The following is a 20,830-nucleotide window of genomic DNA, read 5'->3' on the forward strand; positions in this document are numbered from 1 at the left end:
GATGAAGGACGTGGCCGCCCGCGCCGGGGTCGGCCTCAAGACCGTCTCCCGGGTCGTCAACGGCGAGCCCGGTGTCACCCCCGACACCGAGCGCCGGGTGCGGGAGGCCATCACCGCCCTCGGCTTCCGCCGCAACGACAGCGCCCGCATCCTGCGCAAAGGCCGTACCGCGAGCGTCGGACTGGTCCTGGAGGACCTCGCCGACCCCTTCTACGCCCCTCTCAGCCGCGCCGTCGAGGAGGTCGCCCGGGCGCACGGAGCGCTGCTGATCAACGGCTCCAGCGCCGAGGACGGCGAGCGCGAGAGGGAGCTGGCACTGGCCCTGTGCGCCCGGCGCGTGGACGGACTGGTGATCATCCCGGCCGGCGACGACCACCGCTACCTGGAGCCGGAGATCTCCGCCGGGGTCGCCACCGTCTTCGTGGACCGCCCCGCCGCCCGCATCGAGGCCGACGCGGTGCTCTCCGACAGTTTCACGGGCGCGCGCGAGGGCGTCGCCCATCTCATCGCCCACGGTCACCGCAGGATCGGTTTCATCGGCGACCTGCCGCGCATCCACACCGCCGCCGAGCGGCTGCGCGGCTACCGGGCCGCGATGGCGGAGGCGGGGCTCGCGGTGGACGGCTCGTGGGTCGCGCTCGGCCCCACCGGCCCCGGGCGCGTACGGGCCGACGCCGAGCGCATGCTGGTGGGACGGGGTTCGGCCGCGGGGCCGGTCACCGCGCTGCTGACGGGCAACAACCGGGTGACCGTCACCGTGGTGCGGGTGCTGGCGGGCCTGGAGCGGCGCGTGGCGCTGGTGGGTTTCGACGACTTCGAACTGGCCGATCTGCTGACCCCGCCGGTCACCGTCGTCGCACAGGAACCCGCACTGCTGGGCCGCAGAGCCGGCGAGTTGCTGTTCCGCCGGCTGGAGGGCTCGGGCGAGGAGCCGCGGCGCGTGGTGCTGCCCACCCGGCTGATCCCGCGCGGTTCGGGAGAGGTGCCCCCGCACTCCTGAGCACGCCCGGGAAGCGCCCGGCGGGCGCCGGAGCCGGTACGGGCGCGGCCCCGGCCGCTGTCGTACGCCCTCCGCGGAGGGTGTCAGCCCTTGCGGGCCTTGATCTCCTCGGTGAGCTTGGGGAGGACCTCGAAGAGGTCGCCGACCACGCCGTAGTCGACCAGGTCGAAGATCGGGGCCTCCTCGTCCTTGTTGACGGCCACGATGGTCTTCGAGGTCTGCATGCCGGCCCGGTGCTGGATGGCGCCGGAGATGCCCGCCGCGATGTACAGCTGCGGCGAGACGGACTTGCCGGTCTGGCCGACCTGGTGGGTGTGCGGGTACCAGCCCGCGTCCACCGCGGCGCGCGAGGCGCCGACGGCCGCGCCGAGGGAGTCGGCGAGGTTCTCGACGACCGAGAAGTTCTCGGCCCCGTTGACGCCGCGGCCGCCGGAGACCACGATCGCGGCCTCGGTCAGCTCCGGGCGGCCGGTCGACTCGCGCGGGGTGCGGGAGACGACCTTGGTGCCGGTGGACTTCTCACCGAAGGTCACCGACATCTGCTCGACCGTGCCCGCGGCCGGGGCGGCCTCGGGGGCGGCGGAGTTGGGCTTGACGGTGATGACCGGGGTGCCCTTGGTGACGCGGGACTTGGTGGTGAAGGCCGCGGCGAAGACCGACTGGGTCGCCACCGGGCCGGAGTCACCGGCCTCCAGGTCGACGGCGTCGGTGATGACACCCGAGCCGATGCGCAGTGCCAGGCGGGCCGCGATCTCCTTGCCCTCCGCGGAGGAGGGGACCAGCACGGCGGCCGGGGAGACGGCCTCGTAGGCGGCCTGGAGCGCGTCCACCTTCGGCACGACCAGGTAGTCGGCGAACTCGGGGGCGTCCGCGGCGAGCACCTTCACCGCGCCGTACTCGGCCAGCGTGGCGGCGGCGCTGTCGGCGCCGGCGCCCAGGTGCACGGCGACCGGGTCGCCGATGCGTCGGGCCAGGGTCAGCAGTTCGAGGGTGGGCTTGCGGACGGCGCCGTCCACGTGGTCGACGTAGACAAGGACTTCAGCCATGGGAGTTGCTCTCCTGCGAGGATTGCGAGGGCGGAAAGGAGTGAGGGGTGCGACGGGCCTTCGGGCTCAGATGAACTTCTGGCCCGCGAGGAATTCGGCGAGCTGCTTGGCGCCCTCGCCCTCGTCCTTGACGATCGTGCCCGCGGTGCGGGCCGGGCGCTCGGCGGCGTCGTCGACCTTGGTCCAGGAGCCCTCGAGGCCGACCTCGTCGGCGTCGATGTCCAGGTCGTCCAGGTCCAGGGACTGAACCGGCTTCTTCTTGGCGGCCATGATGCCCTTGAAGGAGGGATAGCGCGCCTCGCCGGACTGGTCGGTCACGGACACGACGGCCGGAAGCGCGGCCTGAAGCTGCTCGGTGGCGGCGTCGCCGTCGCGGCGGCCGGTGACCTTGCCGTCCTCCACGGAGATCTCGGACAGCAGGGTGGCCTGCGGCACGCCCAGGCGCTCGGACAGCAGCGCGGGCAGCACGCCCATGGTGCCGTCGGTGGAGGCCATGCCGCAGACGACCAGGTCGTAGCCGGTCTTCTCGACGGCCTTGGCCAGCACCAGGGAGGTGCCGATCGCGTCGGTGCCGTGCAGGTCGTCGTCCTCCACGTGCACGGCCTTGTCGGCGCCCATGGACAGCGCCTTGCGCAGCGCGTCCTTGGCGTCCTCGGGGCCCACGGTCAGCACGGTGACCTCGGCGTCGTCGGCATTCTCGGCGATCTGCAGGGCCTGCTCGACGGCGTACTCGTCGAGCTCCGACAGCAGACCGTCCACGTCCTCGCGATCGACGGTCAGGTCATCGGCGAAGTGCCGGTCGCCGGTGGCGTCGGGCACGTACTTCACACAGACAACGATCCTCAAGCTCACGCCGGCTCTCCTACATGCGTCGTCATTACTGGCTGCCTTGTCTCACAGGCAGCATAGGCGCCTGATCGGGCGGAATCCGGTCCGGTGGGGCCGGCTCTCCATCCAGGATATTACTCGTCAGTACACCCAGGCCCTTACCCGGAGGCAAGGCCGGTGAACTGTGACCTTTCCAACGGCTCAGGAGGGCACAGTGCCCTCTCCCAGCGCGTTGTAACGCCCCGCGTGGTACAGCAGCGGGCGGCCCGCGCCGGAGGAGTCCCCGGCCACCAGCTCCGCCAGGACCACCCGGTGATCGCCGGTCGGCACCCGGGCCACCACCGTGCCCACCGTCCAGGCGAGCACGCCCTCCAGCACCGGCACCCCGTACGGCCCCCGGCGCCAGCGGGTGGGCGGCGCGAAGCGGTCCGCTCCCGGGCGGGCGAAGGTGGCGGCCAGCTCGCTCTGGTGCTCGCCCAGTATGTGCACCCCCACGTGCTCCGCCCCGGCGACCACCGGCCACACCGAGGAGGCCGTGGCGATGTTGAAGGAGACCAGCGGCGGTTCGGCGGCGACGGAGGCCAGCGATGTCGCGGTGAACCCGGCGGGACGGCCGTGCCCGTGGGCGGTGATCACGGCGACCCCGGCGGCGTGCCGCCGGAAGACGGCGCGCAGCAGCGCGGAGCCGGCTTCGGCCGTCTCCGGTGCCTGCTGGGTGCCGTTCGGTGCGCTCATATGAGATCCCCTGCTCACGGCAGGCCAGGCTGTCCACCGCGGGCGGCCCGCGTCAAGTTCGCCCGCGCGGATGGGACCAGGGTCACGCGGCCGGCGCCCCTGCCGGCCCCAGGGGCCCTCCCGGCCCTCACACGGCCTCCCCGAGCGCGGCGATGACATCGGCCCTGCGCGGCTGTCCGCTCGCCCGCCGGGCTATCCGGCCCCGCGCGTCCAGCACCAGGACGGTGGGGGTGCGCATGATCCCCAGCCGCCGCACCAGATCCAGCCGGGACTCGGCGTCCACCTCCACGTGGACGACGCCCTCGACCATCTCCGCCACCTCGGCCAGGATCCGCCGGGTCGCCCGGCAGGGCTGGCAGAAGGCGCTGGAGAACTGCACCAGCGTGGCCCGCTCCCCCAGCCGCTCGGCGCCCACCTCCCCGGCGGTCAGCCTCTCCTCCGCGTCCCGTCCGCGCACCGTCATCCTTCCGTTCCGTCTGCTGTGCGCCATCCCGAAGGCGCCGGCCAGCGCCAGCACCGCCAGACACACGACCAGACCCGTCATCCCCGTCGTCCCTGTCATCTCCGCCGCCCCTGTCACCCCGCCGCTCCGCCCGCCTCGTCTCCCACAGCGCCCGGGGCCATGCCGCCGATTCCCGCATCCGGCCCCCGGCGCCCCACGGGGTGCGGAATGCTGTCGCCTTGACTTCCTCCCTCGCCCAAGGGCGGGGGAGTCCAGCGGTCGCCCGCTGGGGTTCCTGCTTCGCCGACTGCTGCCCCGTCCGGGAGGTCTCCCGTTGAGGTCTTACACCGTCTCCACAGGCTGCTGCCGCCAGCCCGGCGGCCAGGGTGTTGCGTGCCGCGTTGGTGTCGCGGTCATGGGTGGTGCCGCAGTGCTCGCATGTCCAGGTGCGGACGTTCAGCGGCAGCTTCTCACGGACCGTGCCACAGGCCCCGCACAGCTTGCTGCTGGGGAACCAGCGGTCGACCACGACGAGGTCGCGCCCGTACCAGGCGCACTTGTACTCCGGCATGGAGCGCAGTTCCGTCCACGACGCGTCGGAGATGGCGCGCGCGAGGCGGCCGTTCTTCAGCAGGTTGCGGACGGTGAGGTCCTCGATCACGACCGTTTGGTTCTCACGGACGAGCCGAGTGGTGAGCTGGTGCAGGTGGTCGCGGCGCCGGTCGGCGATCCGCGCGTGCACGCGGGCCACTTTCCGGCGGGCCTTGGCCTGGTTGTTCGATCCCGGCGCCTTGCGCGACAGCTCTCGCTGTGCGCGGGCCGGGCGGGCTCGGTCGCGCCGCTCGTGCCGGGGGTTGGTTACCTTCTCCCCGGTCGACAAGGTCACCAGGGACGTCAGGCCGGCGTCGATGCCGACCGCGTTCGTGGTGGCCGGAGCCGGCGCGACGGTGTCCTCGCACAGCATGGAGACGAACCAGCGCCCGGCGCTGTCGCGGGAGACCGTCACCGTGGTCGGTTCCGCACCCTCGGGCAGCGGACGGGACCAGCGGATGTCCAGCGGCTCGGACATCTTCGCCGGCTCCAGCCGCCCGTCACGCCACATGAAGGCGCTGCGGGTGTACTCCGCCGACGCCCGCGACTTCTTCCGGCTCTTGAACCGCGGGTACTGGGCGCGCTGGGCGAAGAAGTTGGCGAACGCCGCCTGAAGGTGGCGCAGCGCCTGCTGGAGCGGGACGGAGGACGCCTCCTTCAGGAAGGCCAGTTCCCCGGTCCTCTTCCACTCCGTCAGCATCGCGGAGGACTCCGCGTAGGAGATACGGCACTGCTCGCCGTACCAGGCCCGGGTGCGCTCCTGAAGCGCCCTGTTGTACACCAGGCGGACACAGCCGAACGTGCGCGACAGCTCCGCTGCCTGCTCGTCCGTGGGGCAGAAGCGGTACCGATACGCCCGCTTGACCTGCCGCGCCGTCCCTCACGTCCTACCGGCTTCCGTGTGAGCAGCGGGTATCGGCCGGCGGCCGCAGACACCGAACCGCCCCGGCGGCGGTTCGCCTCTCCCTGCCCCGCTCCGCAGGGACTTGGTTTCTCCCCCGCAAGCGGGAGGCACCCCCACCCCCAACTGAAGCCGGGGGCATCCACGAAGGAGACACAATGAGGGTCGACATACGGGGAACGAGGTTCGCCGCCGCCGTGACCACCGCGGTCCTGGCCGCCGTGCTGGTCGGCGGGAGTTCCTGGCTGCTGGCCGCGCAGGCGCTGGTGTTCGCCGCCGGGGCGGTGCTCGGCGTGGCGCGCTCGCCCTACGGGCTGGTCTTCCGCCACCTGGTCCGGCCCCGGCTGGGACCGCCGGCCGGAACGGAGGACGCGGCGCCGCCCCGCTTCGCGCAGGCCGTGGGTCTGGCCTTCGCCCTGGCGGGCCTGGTCGGGTACGCTGCCGGGCCCCTGTGGCTGGGCATGGCCGCGACCGCGTGCGCGCTCGCGGCGGCCTTCCTCAACGCCGCCTTCGGCTACTGCCTGGGCTGCGAGATGTACCTGGCACTGCGCCGGGTCGCGGGGTGAGTCTCCGGGTCGTGTCCGAACGTGACGAGGATCTCCCGTCCCCGGAATTGGCCAGGGAAGTTACGGCAGCGTAGGTTCGGGTAGATCCGCCGGGAGAACCCTCCCCAGGCAGCTTCCCAGAAGGGTCCTCCCAGATGGCAGAACTGGTGTATCCGCCCGTGATCGGCGCAGCCCGCACCCTGTTCAGGGCGCTCGACCTGCGCTTCGACATCGACGGCACCGAGCACGTCCCGCGGCGCGGCGGCGCCGTGCTGGTCAGCAACCACATCGGCTACCTCGACTTCGTCTTCGCCGGGCTGGCCGCCCGGCCCGCCAAGCGGCTGGTGCGCTTCATGGCGAAGGAGTCGGTCTTCCGGCACAAGGTCTCGGGGCCGCTGATGCGCGCGATGAAGCACATACCGGTGGACCGCGCGCAGGGTGAGCACGCCTACCGCCACGCGCTGAAGGCGCTGCGCTCGGGCGAGATCATCGGCGTCTTCCCCGAGGCCACGATCTCGCAGTCGTTCACCCTGAAGAACTTCAAGACCGGTGCGGCCCGGATGGCGCAGGAGGCGGGCGTGCCGCTGCTGCCCGTCGCGCTGTGGGGCACACAGCGGCTGTGGACCAAGGGCCACAAGCGGGACTTCGGCCGCAACCACTTCCCGGTCACCATCCGGGTCGGCGAGCCGCTGCGGCCCGCCGAGGGCGAGTCGGCGGCCAAGCTCACCGAGCGGCTGCGCGACCGTGTGCAGGAGCTGCTGGAGGCGGCCCAGCGGGCTTACCCGGTGCGGCCCAAGGGGCCGGACGACACCTGGTGGATGCCCGCGCACCTGGGCGGCACCGCCCCGACCCCGGCCGAGGCCGGTTCCCTCTAGGGCGGGCCGGGGACCGCGCGCGGCCGGAAGGCGACTCCGGCCGCGCGCGGTCCCCTGTCCTCTCCAAGACCGGCTCTCCCCGCTTCCGCGGAGACCCGCGAAGGCATGCAGAAGCGGCCCGCCACCCCCTTTCCGGCCGGCGGGCCGCCCGCACGCGCGGTCAGCGGGCCATCTCCTCCCGCAGCGCGGCGACGAAACCGTCGACATCCTCCTCCGTGGTGTCGAAGGAGCACATCCAGCGCACGTCGCCGGCGGCCTCGTCCCAGAAGTAGAAGCGATAACGCTTCTGCAGCCGCTCGCTCACGTCGTGCGGAAGCCGGGCGAAGACGGCGTTGGCCTGGACGGGGTGGAGGATCTCCACCCCGTCGACGGTGCGCGCGCCGTCGGCCAGCCGCGCGGCCATGGCGTTGGCGTGGGAGGCGCTGCGCAGCCACAGGTCTCCGGCGAGCAGCGCCTCGAACTGCACCGAGACGAACCGCATCTTGGAGGCCAGCTGCATCGACAGCTTCCGCAGGTGCTTCATCGCCCGTACCGCGCCGGGGTTGAGCACGACGACGGCCTCGCCGAAGAGCATGCCGTTCTTGGTGCCGCCGAAGGAGAGCACGTCCACGCCCGCGTCCGTGGTGAACGCCCGCAGCGGGACGCCCAGCGCGGCCGCCGCGTTGGCGATGCGGGCGCCGTCGAGGTGGACGGCCATGCCGCGCTCGTGGGCCGTCTCGCAGATCGCCCGGATCTCCTCGGGCGTGTAGACGGTGCCCAGTTCGGTGTTCTGGGTGATCGAGACCACCTGCGGCATCGCCCGGTGCTCGTCGTCGAAGCCGTACGCCTCGCGCTCGACCAGCTCGGGGGTGAGCTTGCCGTGCTCGGTGGGCACGGTCAGCAGCTTCAGCCCGCCGACCCGTTCGGGCGCGCCGCACTCGTCCACGTTGATGTGGGCACTGTCGGCCGCGATGACCGCGCCCCAGCGGTCGGTTAGGGCCTGGAGGGCCACGACGTTGGCGCCGGTGCCGTTGAACACCGGGAAGACCTCCGCCGCCGGCCCGAGGTGGGCGCGGAAGACGTCCTGGAGGTGGGTGGTGTACTCGTCCTCGCCGTAGGCGGTCTGGTGACCGCCGTTGGCGAGGGCGAGCGCCGCCAGGATCTCCGGGTGCGCGCCCGCGTAGTTGTCGCTGGCGAAGCCTCGCACCCGCGGGTCGTGGCGGCGCCGGGCGTCCGTCGGAGGGGATGCCGGGGGTGCCTCGGTCGGATGGGCCTCTACGGTTGCGGGGTCAGCCACAGGCGGTGTCCGTTCACTTCCTCGGCGGACTTGTCCCAGACACCGGCGATGGCCTCGGCCAGCTCCCCGACGTCGGTGAAGCCCGCGAACTTGGCGTTCGGGCGCTCGGCGCGCATCGCGTCGTTGACCAGCGCCTTGACCACCAGGATGGCAGCAGCGGCCGGAAGCCCCGCATCCGCCCCCTTGCCCGCCTTGCGGAAGGCGTCGGCCAGGGCCAGCGTCCAGGCCTCGGCCGCGGCCTTGGCCGCGGAGTAGGCGGCGTTGCCGGCGGTGGGGCGGGTGGCGCCGGCGGCGCTGATCAGGACGTAGCGGCCGTTTCCGCTGCGGCGCAGGGCTCCCTCGAAGGCCAGGGAGGTGTGCTGCACGGTGCGTACCAGCAGCTTCTCCAGCAGGTCCCAGTGGGACAGGTCGGTCTCGGCGAAGGCCGCCGAGCCGCGCCAGCCGCCGACCAGGTGCACCAGCCCGTCGACGCGGCCGTACTCCTTCTCGGTGCGGGTCGCCCACTCGCGGGTGGCCTCCAGGTCGAGCAGGTCGACGGTGTCGCCGGTGACGGCGGCGCCGCCGTGCGCGAAGCGGGCCCTGTCGACGGCCTCGGCCAGCCGTTCGGCGTCCGCGTCGGCGGCGACGACGGTGGCGCCCCGTTCGGCCAGGCTCAGCAGCGCGGCCCGGCCGGCGGGTCCCGCCGCGCCGGCGACGGCGACGACGGCGCCGTCCAGGGGGCCGCCGTTGCCGTTGGATGTGCTGGTCATGGTGGTGATCGCCTCTCTGTGACGTCCGGTGGTCACGCCGCGGCCGGGACGGCGGACTCGGCGGTGATGCCCTTGGTCGATGCGATCACGTTACGCAGCTTCTTGGCGAGGGCCTCGTAGAACATGCTCAGCGGGAACTCGTCGGGGAGCACCTCGTCCACCAGCTTGCGCGGCGGCAGGCTCAGGTCCAGGGCGTCGGGGCCCTTGGCCCAGGTCGAGCCGGGGTGCGGGGCGAGGTAGGTGGAGACCAGCTCGTAGGCCTTGAACCAGTGGACCAGCTTGGGGCGGTCGATGCCCTCGCGGTAGAGGGTCTCGATCTCCTCGCGCAGATGCACGGTCACCTCGCGGGCCCGCTGCCAGTCGATGCTGAGCTTGTTGTCCGTCCAGCGCAGGGCGTCGTGCTTGTGGAGGTAGGCGAACAGCAGCTGGCCGCCCAGCCCGTCGTAGTTGCGGCTGCGCTCACCGGTGACGGGGAAGCGGAACAGCCGCTCCAGCAGCACGGCGTACTGCACGTCGCGGCCCTGCTCGAAGCCGTCGGCCTCCAGCTTCACGGCCTCGTGGAAGGCGGTGAGGTCGCAGCGCAGCTCCTCCAGGCCGTACATCCAGAACGGCTGGCGCTGCTTGATCATGAACGGGTCGAAGGGCAGGTCGCCGTGGCTGTGGGTGCGGTCGTGGACCATGTCCCACAGCACGAAGGTCTGCTGGGCGCGCTTCTGGTCGGCCAGCAGCCCCCGGGCGTCCTCGGGCAGCTCCAGCTTGGTGACCTCGCAGGCGGCGTCGACGACGCGGCGGAAGCGGGCGGCCTCCCGGTCGCAGAAGATCCCGCCCCAGGAGAACCGCTCGGGCGCCTCGCGCACGGCGACGGTCTCGGGGAAGAGGACCGCGGAGTGGGTGTCGTAGCCACTGGTGAAGTCCTCGAAGGTGATGCCGAGGAAGAGCGGGTTGTCGTAGCGGGTGCGCTCCAGCTCGGCCAGCCAGTCCGGCCAGACCACACGCAGGACGACGGCCTCCAGGTTGCGGTCGGGGTTGCCGTTCTGCGTGTACATCGGGAAGACGACCAGATGCTGGATCCCGTCGGCGCGGTGGGATGCGGGCCGGAAGGCCAGCAGGGAGTCCAGGAAGTCGGGGACGCCGAAGCCGCTCCCGGCCCAGCGGCGCAGGTCGGCCACCAGGGCGCGGTGGTACGCCTCGTTGTGCGGGAGCAGCGGTGCGAGCTCCTCGACGCAGGTCACGACCTGCTCGATGTGCCGCTCGACCTCGGCCCGCGCGGGGGCGCCCTCGGCCTCGAAGTCGATGGAGCCGTCCTTGGACTGGGCGGGACGGACGGCCTCGACGGCCTCCTTGAGCACCGCCCAGGCGGGGTGCTCCACCACACGGCCGGCGAACGAGCCGCCGGCGGTCGGAGCGCCACTCGTCACTACCGCGGGCGAAAGGATTTCCGTCATCACTACCCCTCCACAGAAGAAACTCTCGTAGCAGCACCGTAGCTGCGCAGACTTCCCCGATCAACCCGAGAGGGAGAAAGTTCTTCTGCCGACCACCCGCTACGCAGGTGTTTTTCCTGCGATCACCCCTGTTAAACGGAAGAGAAGGCCTCATGAGCGCCGAGGAGGCCGATCCGGCGTGCTCCGCGCCCGCCGCCGGACCCCACCGGCGCCCCGCGCCCCGGGCGGTGATCGTCCGCGGCTACTCTTGCCGCGCGTACGCACCGCCGCTTCGAACACCGCAGGAAAGCGAGAACGCGCCGTGCCACTGCTGACCGTCGGCCACCGCGGGGTGATGGGCGTCGAGCCCGAGAACACCCTGCGCTCCTTCGTCCGGGCCGACCGCGAAGGCTTCGACGTCATCGAACTGGACCTCCACCTGAGCCGGGACGGGGCACTGGTGGTGATGCACGACGCCGACGTGGACCGCACCACCGACGGCTCCGGCCCCATCGCGGACAAGACCCTCGCCGAGCTGCGCGAGCTGGACGCCGGCCTCGGCGAGCGCGTCCCGGTCTTCGAGGAGGTCGTGGAGGCGGTCTCCGCGCCGCTCCAGGCCGAGATCAAGGACCGCGCCGCGGCGCGGGTGCTGGCGGAGGCCGTCGAGCGGCTCGGCCTTCACCGGCGGGTCACGGTGATCTCGTTCCACGACGACGCCCTGCGCGAGACCCGCAAACTGCTGCCGGACATCCCCATCGCCCTGGTCAGCGGCTCCTCGACACCCACCGTCCCCGAGCGCGCCGTGGACCTGGGGGCCCCGATGGTCTCCTGCGAGCTGCGCCGGCTGGACGCGGACGTCGTCGGGCGCTGCCGCGCCGCGGGCCTGAAGGTGATCTCCTGGACGGTCAACACCGGCCAGGACCTGGCCCGCGTCCGCGAGCTGGGGCTGGACGGCGTGGTCACCGACCTGCCCGGTGTCAGGAGGGCGGTCGGCGAAGCGGCTTGACCAGCAGCTCGAACTCCAGGTCGTCGCGGAGCGGGACTCCGAAGCGCTCGTCGCCGTACGGGAAGGGGCTGGTGCGCCCGGTCCGGAGGTAGCCGCGGCGCTCGTACCAGGCGATCAGATCGGCCCGGGCGGTGATCACCGTCATGTGCATCTCACGGGCGCCCCAGCGCTCCCGCACCGTCCGCTCGGCCTCCGCCAGGACCGCCCTGCCCAGCCCGCCGCCCTGGAGGAGCGGGCGGACGGCGAACATCCCGAAGTACGCGACGGTCTCGCCCGCCCCGCCCTCGCGGCGCTCGAGCTGGCAGCAGGCGACCGGCTCCCCGTCCCGCTCGGCGACCAGCATCAGGCTGCCGGGGGCACGGACGACGTCGGCGACTCCCCCGGGGTCGGTGCGCTGCCCGTCCAGCAGGTCCGCCTCGGTGGTCCAGCCCGCCCGGCTGGCCTCGCCCCGGTACGCCGACTCCACCAGGGCGACCAGCGCGGGGACGTCGTCCTCGCCAGCGGTCCTGAAGCTCAGGCCGGAGCCGGTCTCGTCCTCGCCCGCGGTCCTGAAGCTCAGGCCGGAGCCGGTCTCACGGGCGCTTCCGGAGGCGGTCGGGGGGATGGTGCCGGAGGCCGCGGAAGCGGGGGCGTTCGGGGCGTTCATGGGGCCGAGCCTAAACCTCCGCCCGTACGTCCCGGCCGCTCGGCCCGTATACCGGACAGGGCCCCGGACTCGGCCTAGGCTCGGTGCCATGGTTCACGTACTGAGCAGCCGGACCCTGCTGCGCCCCACCGACCCGGACCGTTCACGGGCGTTCTACGGCGGGGCCCTGGGGCTGGCGGTGTACCGGGAGTTCGGCACCGGGCCGGAGCGCGGGACCGTCTACTTCCTGGGCGGTGGCTTCCTGGAGGTCTCCGGCCGGTCCGAGATCCCGCCCGCGCCCGGCCTGAGGCTGTGGCTCCAGGTCGCCGACGTGTCCGAGGCCCGTCGGGAGCTCACCGGCCGTGGTGTGGAGGTGCTGCGGGAGCCCAGGCGCGAGCCGTGGGGGCTGGTGGAGATGTGGATCAGCGATCCGGACGGGGTGCCGATCGTCCTCGTCGAGGTCCCCGAGGACCATCCGCTGCGCCACCGGCCCGGTATCTGAGACCCCCGCGCGTTTTCGGGGGCGGCGCCACGTCCCGCGAGCACGCGCTCCGGTCGCGCTCCCCCACTGCCTCCGCGCGCTCCCGTACACGCGTCCGACGCCGGGCATCCTCCCCGCGGAACCGGCCGGAGCGGCCGGCCGGGGAAGCCGCGGGGAGGCGGGGTGCACGGACCGGAGCCGGTCGGCTGGATGCTGGTGGTCCTGTGCGGCGCCGTGGGCGTGTACTGCCTGCGGCAGACGCGCGGCGGCACGCCCGGGCAGCGGCGGGAGGCCGCCGGCGAGGCGGTGATGGGACTGGGCATGGCCGTGATGGCGCTGCCCGCCTCGGCGGTGGACCCACTGCCGCCGGCGGTCTTCGCGGCGCTCTTCGGCGCCGCCGCGGTGTACGGGCTGGCGCTGGTCCTGTTCGACGGGGAGCACCGGCTCCACCATCTGCACCACACCGTCGGCGCCCTGGCCATGCTCCACATGGCGCTCGCCATGGCCGCCGCCCCCGCCCACGGACACCATGCGGCGCCCTCCGCCCAGCCGGCCCCCACCGCGGCGCTGACCGGAGCGCTGCTGGTCTACTTCGCGCTGTACGCACTGCTCGCGGGAGCCCGGCTGGCGCCCGCGCCGGGCCCCCTGAGTCTCCCGGCCGCCGCCTTTGGCGTCCGTACCGGTCGCGGTGGTCGCGACGGTCGCGGCGACGGGCCGCGGCGGGCACCGGAGGTGGCCGCCGCCTGCCGACTGGCGATGGGCATCGGGATGTTCGCGATGCTGCTCACCTCCTGATCATTCGCGGGGACCCGTGAAACACCGCGCCGGTGAGGCGTGCGTCACTTCCCGTTTCCCTCCGGACGCGCAAGCCGCCTCCGGCTCATAGGCTGTTCCTCATGATGGTCGCGCTCGCACTGATCGTCCTGGGCGCACTGATCGCGGCGACGGCGCCGCGCGTGCTGGCCCGCGGCTCCTGGCCGGACCGCGAGCCGGTGCTGGCGCTGCTGGTGTGGCAGTGCGTGGTGGTCGCCGTGCTGCTGTGCTGCGTGCTCGCCATGGCCCTGTCCGGCGCGGCGGCCTGGCAGGCCGTGCGCGGCCACGTCTTCGCCCCGGCTCCGAGCCGGGTCGTCGAGGCGTACGGGCTCAGCGCGTTCGGCGAGTCCTGGCCGGCGGTGGTGGCGGTGGTGCTCGCCTGCGGCGGCCTGTGGACCGCCGCGATGCTCACCCGGGAGATCCGCCACGCGCGCGCCCGGCGGCGCGCCCGGCGCGCCGAGCTCCTCGCCCGCGCGCCGCTGCTGCCCGGCGAGGAGCCGGCCTCCGGGGAGCGGCTGGTGGTGCTGGAGAGCGACCGCCCGGACGCCTGGTGGCTGCCGGGGAGCACGCCCCGGCTGGTGGTCACCACCGCGGCGCTGCGCCGGCTGGGAGGACGCAGGCTCGACGCCGTCCTCGCCCATGAGCAGGGGCATCTGCGGGCCCGTCACGACTGGCTGCTGAACTGCTCCTCCGCGCTCGCCGCCGGTTTCCCGCGGGTACCGGTCTTCCGCGCGTTCCGTGACCAGGTGCACCGGCTGGTGGAACTGGCGGCCGACGACGTCGCCTCGCGGCGCTGCGGACGGCTGGCGGTGGCTCTGGCACTGGTCGAACTCAACGAGGAACGCGGGGTCTTCGATCCGTACGCCTCGCACTCCGGCGCGCAGGTGCCGCAGCGGGTCGACCGGCTGCTGAGGGCCGCTCCCCGGCTGACGGTGGTCCGGCGACTGCGGATGACCGCTCTGGCGGCCCTGGTGCTGATGGTGCCGCTGCTGGTGGCCTTCGCCCCCGGGCTGAGGGCGCTGAGCTGAGGGCACTTAGCTGAGGGCGCCGAGCAGGCGTCCGTGCGCCGCGGCGCGCGCCCCCTCGACCGGCCACCCCGCCGACCGGACGGTTGGACCGCCGCCCAGTGGCGATTCTCTCCACTATGGCCCGCTCCTCCCCTCCTTCCTCACCGCGCTCCTTTCCGCGTTCCCTGTCCTGCCTGGCCGCCCCGCTGTGCACCGCTGCCGCCGCGGTGCTCGCCGTGCTCGTCCTGGTGGGATGGGACCCACTGCTGGACCTCGACGCGCACGTCACGACCGAACTGCACCGCACGGCGGTGGCCGAGCCCGGCTTCACACGGCTCAACCGGGTGCTGACCGACTGGGTCTGGGATCCGTGGACGATGCGGACCGTGCTGCTGTTGGCGGTCGTGTGGCTGGTGCTGCGCGGCGCGCGCCGGCCGGCGCTCTGGCTCTCGGCCGCCGCGATCGCCGGCACCGTCCTCCAGCAGGTCCTCAAGGCGCTGTTCGACCGCGACCGCCCGCGCTGGAGCGATCCGGTGGACTCGGCGAGCTTCGCGGCACTGCCCTCCGGCCACGCCATGACGGCGGCGCTCACCTGCGGTCTGCTGCTGTGGCTGGCGCATCTGCGCCAAGCGGGCCGCCCGGTGCGTCTGGCCGTCGTGTGGATGGGTGCGGTGAGCGTCGCCGGGGTGGGCTTCACCCGGGTCTACCTGGGCGTGCACTGGCCCACCGACGTGGTGGTCGGCTGGCTGCTGGGCTTCGCCGTGGCCGCCGCCGCGGCGGCGCTGTGGAGCGGGCGCGGCGCCCGGCCCTCTCGACCGGAGCGGCACGGCCCGGAAGGATCGTCCTCATGGTGATCAGAGGCGTTCTCTTCGACTTCTCCGGGACACTGCTGCGCGTCGAGCCGGCGGCGCGCTGGCTGCGCGCCGTGCTCGACGAGGCGGGCATCGCCCTGCCCGGCGGTGAGTCCGCCCGGCTGGCGGCGGAGCTGGAGGAGGCCGGTGCGCTGCCCGGTGGCGCCTCCCCGCGCACCGTGCCCGCCGGTCTGGGGGAACTGTGGAGGGAGCGCGACCGCAGCGCCGAGCGGCACCGTGCCGCCTACACCGCGCTGGCCCGCCGGGTCCCGCTGCCCCGGCCGGAGCTGTACGACGCCCTGTACGAACGGCACATGCGGCCGGAGGCCTGGCGCCCCTACCCCGACACCGCCGATGTGCTGGACGCGCTGCGGGACCGGGGGGTGCCGGTGGCGGTGGTGAGCAACATCGGCTGGGACCTGCGGCCGGTGTTCAGGGCCCACGGCCTGGACCACCGGGTGGACGCCTACGTGCTCTCCTTCGAACACGGTCTCCAGAAGCCGGAGCCCGGCATCTTCGAGCTGGCCTGCCGTGCTCTGGGAGTGGAGCCCGGGGAGGCGCTGATGGTCGGCGACAACCGGCACGCGGACGGCGGGGCCGCCGCGCTGGGCTGCGCCGTGCACCTGGTGGACCACCTGCCCTGCGACCGGCGCCCCGACGGGCTGCGTCCGGTTCTGGGGCTGGTGGACCGCAGCGGCTGAGCGAGCCGGGCGGGTGACCGTGCGGAAGCACCGGAAGGGGTGCCGATCTCGGGCGATCCCCCGCGTCGCCCGAGATCGGCGTCCGACCGGACACCGCCGTGACTCACCGGTCGGCGTCCGGAGTCCGCTGAGTATATTGGCCCTGAGCCAGTCAACGCAGGAGTTAACAGGATGTCCCCTCGCAGCGCATCGGTCAATGAGGAGTTGCGCCGGCGTTCCCGCGAGCGGCTGCTGCAGGCGACGGTGGAGCTCGTCGACGAGCGCGGATACGAGGCGACGACCCTGGGAGACATCGCGGACCGGGCCGGGGCGGCGCGGGGCCTGGTGTCGTACTACTTCCCGGGCAAGCGGCAGCTGCTCCAGTCGGCCGTCCACCGGCTGATGCACCTCACCCTGGCCGGGGCGCTGGAGCGCGAGCCGCGGCCCGCGGGCCCGGACGCCGGGCGGGAGGGGCTGGCCCGCGCGATCGACGCGATCCTGGGGCTCGCCCGCGACCGGCCGACGCTGATGCGCACTCATATGGCCGGGATCCTGCAGCACGAGGGCTTCGTCCAGTGCGACGAGCAGCAGCGGCTGGCCTGCCTGCTGCGCGACACCGTCGTCGGCTACGGCTCGCACGATCCGGACACCGACTACCCGCTGCTGCGCGCACTGCTCATGGGTGCGGTGGTGGCCGTGCTGCTGCCCGGGGCGCCGATGCCGCCGGCGAGGCTGCGGGCCGAGCTGTTCGCCCGGTACGGACTGGACTGGGAGCTGGGATTCCCGCCCGAAACTCCCCGAAGGGAGCAGTCCGGCCAGGTCCCGCTGCTGCCGCTGCCGGGCCCGCTCTGACGGACCCTCGACGCCGGGGAGGAACGGACGGGCCCCGGCGGCACGTGCCGCCGGGGCCCTGTGTTCAGCGGTCCGAATCGGTCCGGGCCGGCCCGACTACCGCTGAGCCGGTCCGGGCCGGCTCAGCGGTAGTCGGGCTGGGTCTGCGGGTTGAGCTCGTCCAGCCGGACACGCTCGGCGCCGGCGGTGCGGCGGTCCCGGATCCGCAGGACGTCGAAGCCCATCTGGATGTCGTTCGAGTAGACGTGGCCGTTGTAGTAGTACGCCGACCACGAGCCGCCGATGGTGTCGGGGTCGGAGTACGGGCCGCGCTCGAAGTACCCGATCTCCCGGGGCCTGGTGGAGTCGGTGAAGTCCCAGAAGGAGACCCCGCCCTGGTACCAGGCCTGCACCATGATGTCGCGGCCCTTGACCGGGATCAGCGAGCCGTTGTGGGCCACGCAGTTCTCGGTGTCGGCCTGGTGCCGGGGGATCTTGAAGTAGCTCTTGAACACCAGCTCGCGCTGATCGCCCTTGCCCGTGATGTGGTAGATGCCGTTGGCGCCGCGCTTGTCACCGACCTCCGCGTTGCAGGTGGCGCCGACGCCGCCGCCGAGCTCGTCGGTGAAGACGACCTTGCGGCCGTTCTCGTTGAAGGTCGCCGAGTGCCAGAACGCGAAGTTCTCGTTGTCCTGGACTCGGTCGATGACACGGGGCGCGGCCGGGTCGGAGATGTCCATCAGGATGCCGTCGCCCATGCACGCGCCCGCCGCGATCTCCATGTCGGGGAACGCGGTGATGTCATGGCAGCCGGTGGTGGGCACCATGGCGACCGGGTTCTCCGGCGGGCCGGGGTTGCCGCCGTCCGGGAAGAGGACGGGGAAGTCGATCACCGAAGCGTCCTCGGGCGCCTCGCGAGGCACCTTCACGATGGAGATTCCGTCGTGCGGGGGCCGGCAGTCGGGGAAGGACTCGTCCGGGAAGTAGGACGAGACGTAGACGTAGACGTCCCCGCGGTCGGGCACCAGCGTGTGGGTGTGCGAGCCGCAGGCGGTCTCGACGGCCGCGACGTACCGCGGGTTCCGCTTGTCGCTGATGTCGAAGACCTTGACGCCCTCCCAGGAGCTCTTCTCCGTCGGCGACTGGGCGGTGCTGTTGCAGGAGTCGTCGCTGCGCGAGGAGTCCGTGGACAGGAAGAGCAGGTCCCCGGAGACGGAGATGTCGTTCTGGCCGCCCGGGCACAGGACCTGGCTGACGACCCGGGGGGACTTCGGGCGGCTGATGTCGTAGACGGTGAAGCCGTCGTAGTTGCCCGCGAAGGCGTAGCGGCCCTGGAAGGCCAGGTCGGTGTTGAGGCTCTTGAGCGCTCCCTTGGGCAGGTTGGTCAGATGGGAGACGTTCCGGCTGTGGACGATCTCGTCCACACCGGGTATCCCGCCGCTCCCGATGGCGGCTTCGGCTTCCGCGCGGTCCTGCTTCGACACCTTCCCGGACGTGGCCGGCGAGTCACCGGGGTCGGGGATCGCCACCGCCGGTCCGGCGGCCAGGAGCGTGGACAGCAGGCCGAGTACGGCCGCGGCCGCGCCGAGGTGTCTGCGCCGTGCACGGGATCTGGGCAACGACGTCACTGCTTCCTCCCTGTCGATCCGCTTGACTCCGCCCCGAGTTGGGCGGCTCACGGACTCGGGCAGTATGACTCCTTACACCCCTGCGCCGACAGGGGAATACGAACACGGTGCCGGGTCCCTGCGTGTCAGGATTCGGGCACGCCGGAGCGTCCCGTGTCAGGATCGGGTCAACTGGCGCACCCCTGCCACAGGAGGAAAAGTGACAGACCGTCACAGATCCCGGTTCTCCGTCCGCGCGCTCACATCCGCGCTGGCGTCACTGGCCGCACTGACGGCGCTGGCCGTGCTGACCGGCTGCGAGGACGGCTCGGACGAGGCGGCCCCCGGCGGCGGCCCCTCCGTGATCGCGCCCGGCAGGCCGGGCGAGGCCGCCGAGACGCTCTCCGCCGAGGAGGCGCGGAAGGCGGGGGAGACGCAGCGGGGCAGACCCAACGACGCGGACTTCTCCTACGTCACAGGGATGATCGAGCACCATCAGCAGGCGCTGGTGATGACCGGTCTGGCCGAGGAGCACGCCGGATCGGGTAAGGTGCGCCGGCTCGCCGACCGGATCGCGGCGGCCCAGGGTCCGGAGATCTCGGCGATGCGGTCCTGGCTCAAGCGCAACGGCCGCGACGAGGGCGGCCATGAAGACCACGGAGAACACGGCGGCCACGGGGACCACGGCGGCGCGCCGATGCCCGGCATGGCGACCGAGGAGCAGCTCGACGAGCTGCGGCAGGCCCGCGGCGAGGAGTTCGACCGGCTCTTCCTGAAGTTGATGATCGCCCATCACCAGGGTGCGGTGACGATGGCCAAGGACGTGACGGCCGACGGCCGCGACACCCAGGTACAGGAGATGGCCGGGGACGTGGCCGTCCAGCAGACGGCCGAGATCAACCGGATGCGCTCGATGTCCTGACGGGCCGCGGCGGGGCGCTGCTCAGCCGCTCCTCCTGCCGGGCCGCCGAGGCGAGCACGCTGTCCAGCAGTCCGGGGAACAGCCGCTCCAGGTCGTCACGGCGCAGGGCGTTCATCTTCGCGGTGCCGCGGTAGTTCTGGCTGACCAGGCCGCTCTCGCGCAGCACCCGGAAGTGGTGGGTGGTCGTCGACTTGCTGACCGGCAGATCGAAGAGCGAGCACGTCATCTCCTCCCCGCTCGCCGCCAGGGCTCGGACGATCCGCAGGCGCACGGGGTCGGCGAGGGCGTGCAGGACCTCTTCCAGCCGGATCTCACGCGCGGCCGGGTGCTCCAGCTCTCGGGCGGTGTTCGGGGTCTGGGCTCGGGGTGTCACGCCCCCATGCTACGAGAGACATCGTAGTTTGACACATGACGTACTACGACGCTTATCGTATAAGCCCGGCCGGTCCCCGTACCTGTCCCGAACCGACGAGGAGCCCTGCGTGAGCGCCCTGTTCGAGCCGTACACCCTGCGTTCCCTGACCGTGCCCAACCGCGTCTGGATGTCGCCGATGTGCCAGTACAGCGCCGAGCCCGCCGGGGAGGACGCGGGCGTCGCGGGCGACTGGCACCTGGCCCACTACGCGGCGCGGGCGACCGGCGGCACCGGGCTGATCATGGTGGAGGCCACGGCCGTCTCCCCCGAGGGCCGGATCTCCCCCGGCGACCTGGGACTGTGGAACGACCGGCAGGTCCGGGCGCTGCGTCGGGTCACGGGCTTCGTGAAGGAGCGGGGCGCCGTGGCAGGCGTCCAGCTCGCCCACGCCGGCCGCAAGGCGTCCACCGACGCCCCCTGGCGCGGTGGCGCTCCGCTGGACACCGGGCACGGCGGCTGGCAGCCGGTCGCCCCCAGCGCGCTGCCCTTCGCGGAGGGCCACCCGGTGCCCCTGGAGATGGACCGGCAGCGGATCGACGACGTGGTCGGCCAATTCGCCGACGCGGCGCGGCGGGCGCTGGCGGCCGGTTTCGAGGTCGCCGAGATCCACGGCGCTCACGGTTACCTGCTCCACGAGTTCCTCTCCCCGCTCTCCAACCGGCGCACGGACGCCTACGGCGGAAGCTTCGAGAACCGCACACGGCCGGCCCTGCGGGTCGTGGACGCGGTGCGGCGGGTGTGGCCCGAGGACCTGCCGCTGTTCTTCCGGGTATCGGCGACCGACTGGACGGAGGGCGGCTGGAGCCCCGAGGAGACCGTGCGCCTGGCCGCGCTGCTGCGTGAGCACGGCGTGGACCTGCTCGACGTCTCCAGCGGAGGCGCCGTACCGGGTGCGCGCATCCCCGTCGGCCCCGGCTACCAGATCCCCCTGGCCGCCCGTGTCCGCGCCGAGGCGGGGCTGCCGGTGGCGGCGGTGGGCCTGATCACCGAACCGGAGCAGGCCGAGAAGACGATCGCGAACGGCGAGGCGGACGCGGTCTTCCTCGGCCGGGAGCTGCTGCGCGACCCGCACTGGGCGCTGCGCGCCGCACGGGCGCTCGGCGCCGGGCCCGTGCGCCTGCCCGGCCAGTACGCCTGGGCCGTTTGACGTCCGGTCACCGGGCCGGCCCGCGCGGGCCGG

22 protein-coding genes and 1 pseudogene are annotated in these 20,830 nt (G+C 72.9%); 12 read left to right on the top strand and 11 right to left on the bottom strand.

From position 1 onward, the window contains the following. Position 1 precedes the first annotated feature (1 nt). Entirely contained in the window at positions 2 to 1,000 is a 999-nt protein-coding gene (locus IQ279_RS17255; RefSeq protein ID WP_206349533.1) for a LacI family DNA-binding transcriptional regulator, read from the top strand. Positions 1,001 to 1,083: 83 nt separating this feature from the next. Here IQ279_RS17255 and IQ279_RS17260 read toward each other — a convergent pair whose 3' ends face one another. The 5 genes and pseudogenes from IQ279_RS17260 to IQ279_RS17280 all read right to left on the bottom strand — a co-directional run. Continuing rightward, positions 1,084 to 2,046: an electron transfer flavoprotein subunit alpha/FixB family protein gene (locus IQ279_RS17260; protein ID WP_206349448.1), complete on the bottom strand. Its 963-nt coding sequence runs from the start codon at positions 2,044 to 2,046 to the stop codon at positions 1,084 to 1,086. Between the two features lie 66 nt (positions 2,047 to 2,112). After that, on the bottom strand, positions 2,113 to 2,898 hold the full coding sequence (locus IQ279_RS17265) for an electron transfer flavoprotein subunit beta/FixA family protein (RefSeq protein ID WP_206349449.1): 786 nt from the start codon (positions 2,896 to 2,898) through the stop codon (positions 2,113 to 2,115). A gap of 177 nt (positions 2,899 to 3,075) precedes the next feature. Further along, on the bottom strand, positions 3,076 to 3,609 hold the full coding sequence (locus IQ279_RS17270; RefSeq protein ID WP_206349450.1) for a flavin reductase family protein: 534 nt from the start codon (positions 3,607 to 3,609) through the stop codon (positions 3,076 to 3,078). Positions 3,610 to 3,736: 127 nt separating this feature from the next. Further along, positions 3,737 to 4,153 (bottom strand): TlpA family protein disulfide reductase, encoded by a 417-nt coding sequence (locus tag IQ279_RS17275; RefSeq protein ID WP_206349534.1) that lies wholly within the window; start codon positions 4,151 to 4,153, stop codon positions 3,737 to 3,739. A gap of 160 nt (positions 4,154 to 4,313) precedes the next feature. Beyond that, a pseudogene (locus IQ279_RS17280) lies at positions 4,314 to 5,513 on the bottom strand (RNA-guided endonuclease InsQ/TnpB family protein); the annotation flags it as partial. Positions 5,514 to 5,701: 188 nt separating this feature from the next. On the opposite strand from IQ279_RS17280, the gene IQ279_RS17285 reads away from it, so the two are divergent. Beyond that, positions 5,702 to 6,109: a DUF4395 domain-containing protein gene (locus IQ279_RS17285; RefSeq protein WP_206349451.1), complete on the top strand. Its 408-nt coding sequence runs from the start codon at positions 5,702 to 5,704 to the stop codon at positions 6,107 to 6,109. A 134-nt stretch (positions 6,110 to 6,243) separates the two neighbouring features. After that, positions 6,244 to 6,963 carry a lysophospholipid acyltransferase family protein gene (locus IQ279_RS17290; protein ID WP_206349452.1) on the top strand — a complete coding sequence of 240 codons (720 nt, stop codon included), beginning with the start codon at positions 6,244 to 6,246 and terminating at the stop codon, positions 6,961 to 6,963. 160 nt (positions 6,964 to 7,123) lie between these two features. Here IQ279_RS17290 and IQ279_RS17295 read toward each other — a convergent pair whose 3' ends face one another. From IQ279_RS17295 to IQ279_RS17305, 3 genes are read right to left on the bottom strand one after another with little or no spacing between them, the layout of a single operon-like run. Beyond that, entirely contained in the window at positions 7,124 to 8,239 is a 1,116-nt protein-coding gene (locus tag IQ279_RS17295) for a threonine aldolase family protein (RefSeq protein ID WP_206349453.1), read from the bottom strand. Continuing rightward, a complete protein-coding gene (locus IQ279_RS17300; RefSeq protein WP_206349454.1) occupies positions 8,218 to 8,988 on the bottom strand; it encodes an SDR family NAD(P)-dependent oxidoreductase in 771 nt (256 codons plus the stop codon). The genes IQ279_RS17295 and IQ279_RS17300 overlap by 22 nt, the downstream gene beginning before the upstream one ends. Before the next feature lie 32 nt (positions 8,989 to 9,020). Next, on the bottom strand, positions 9,021 to 10,433 hold the full coding sequence (locus tag IQ279_RS17305; protein WP_206349455.1) for a DUF6421 family protein: 1,413 nt from the start codon (positions 10,431 to 10,433) through the stop codon (positions 9,021 to 9,023). Positions 10,434 to 10,734: 301 nt separating this feature from the next. Between IQ279_RS17305 and IQ279_RS17310 the strand changes: the two genes are divergently transcribed. Next, on the top strand, positions 10,735 to 11,418 hold the full coding sequence (locus tag IQ279_RS17310; protein ID WP_206349456.1) for a glycerophosphodiester phosphodiesterase: 684 nt from the start codon (positions 10,735 to 10,737) through the stop codon (positions 11,416 to 11,418). Here the strand turns inward: IQ279_RS17310 and IQ279_RS17315 are convergent. After that, positions 11,390 to 12,064 carry a GNAT family N-acetyltransferase gene (locus tag IQ279_RS17315; RefSeq protein WP_206349457.1) on the bottom strand — a complete coding sequence of 225 codons (675 nt, stop codon included), beginning with the start codon at positions 12,062 to 12,064 and terminating at the stop codon, positions 11,390 to 11,392. The two genes, IQ279_RS17310 and IQ279_RS17315, sit on opposite strands and share 29 nt — an antisense overlap. A gap of 88 nt (positions 12,065 to 12,152) precedes the next feature. On the opposite strand from IQ279_RS17315, the gene IQ279_RS17320 reads away from it, so the two are divergent. From IQ279_RS17320 to IQ279_RS17345, 6 genes are all read left to right on the top strand, one after another. Beyond that, positions 12,153 to 12,545, top strand: a complete 393-nt coding sequence (locus tag IQ279_RS17320; RefSeq protein WP_206349458.1) for a VOC family protein — start codon at positions 12,153 to 12,155, stop codon at positions 12,543 to 12,545. Positions 12,546 to 12,707: 162 nt separating this feature from the next. Next, positions 12,708 to 13,319 carry a DUF5134 domain-containing protein gene (locus tag IQ279_RS17325; RefSeq protein WP_206349459.1) on the top strand — a complete coding sequence of 204 codons (612 nt, stop codon included), beginning with the start codon at positions 12,708 to 12,710 and terminating at the stop codon, positions 13,317 to 13,319. 101 nt (positions 13,320 to 13,420) lie between these two features. After that, positions 13,421 to 14,365 (top strand): M56 family metallopeptidase, encoded by a 945-nt coding sequence (locus IQ279_RS17330; RefSeq protein WP_206349460.1) that lies wholly within the window; start codon positions 13,421 to 13,423, stop codon positions 14,363 to 14,365. A gap of 116 nt (positions 14,366 to 14,481) precedes the next feature. Further along, positions 14,482 to 15,198: a phosphatase PAP2 family protein gene (locus IQ279_RS17335; RefSeq protein WP_206349461.1), complete on the top strand. Its 717-nt coding sequence runs from the start codon at positions 14,482 to 14,484 to the stop codon at positions 15,196 to 15,198. Next, positions 15,192 to 15,896, top strand: coding sequence for an HAD family hydrolase (locus tag IQ279_RS17340; RefSeq protein WP_206349462.1), 705 nt, complete (start codon positions 15,192 to 15,194; stop codon positions 15,894 to 15,896). Before IQ279_RS17335 ends, IQ279_RS17340 begins: the two co-directional genes overlap by 7 nt. A gap of 171 nt (positions 15,897 to 16,067) precedes the next feature. Then, complete coding sequence (locus IQ279_RS17345; RefSeq protein WP_206349463.1) at positions 16,068 to 16,727, top strand: TetR/AcrR family transcriptional regulator; 660 nt, start codon at positions 16,068 to 16,070, stop codon at positions 16,725 to 16,727. 122 nt (positions 16,728 to 16,849) lie between these two features. On the opposite strand, the gene IQ279_RS17350 is transcribed toward IQ279_RS17345, so the two are convergent. Further along, positions 16,850 to 18,334, bottom strand: a complete 1,485-nt coding sequence (locus IQ279_RS17350; RefSeq protein WP_206349464.1) for an LVIVD repeat-containing protein — start codon at positions 18,332 to 18,334, stop codon at positions 16,850 to 16,852. Positions 18,335 to 18,533: 199 nt separating this feature from the next. On the opposite strand from IQ279_RS17350, the gene IQ279_RS17355 reads away from it, so the two are divergent. Next, entirely contained in the window at positions 18,534 to 19,235 is a 702-nt protein-coding gene (locus IQ279_RS17355; protein ID WP_307792404.1) for a DUF305 domain-containing protein, read from the top strand. Here IQ279_RS17355 and IQ279_RS17360 read toward each other — a convergent pair. Beyond that, entirely contained in the window at positions 19,210 to 19,608 is a 399-nt protein-coding gene (locus IQ279_RS17360; protein ID WP_206349466.1) for an ArsR/SmtB family transcription factor, read from the bottom strand. The genes IQ279_RS17355 and IQ279_RS17360 overlap by 26 nt on opposite strands. Positions 19,609 to 19,717: 109 nt before the next feature. On the opposite strand from IQ279_RS17360, the gene IQ279_RS17365 reads away from it, so the two are divergent. Then, positions 19,718 to 20,797, top strand: coding sequence for an NADH:flavin oxidoreductase/NADH oxidase (locus IQ279_RS17365; protein ID WP_206349467.1), 1,080 nt, complete (start codon positions 19,718 to 19,720; stop codon positions 20,795 to 20,797). Positions 20,798 to 20,830: the final 33 nt, after the last annotated feature.

This window comes from Streptomyces verrucosisporus, assembly GCF_017114865.1.
In the GTDB taxonomy this organism is placed as follows: Bacteria; Actinomycetota; Actinomycetes; order Streptomycetales; family Streptomycetaceae; genus Streptomyces; species Streptomyces fenghuangensis.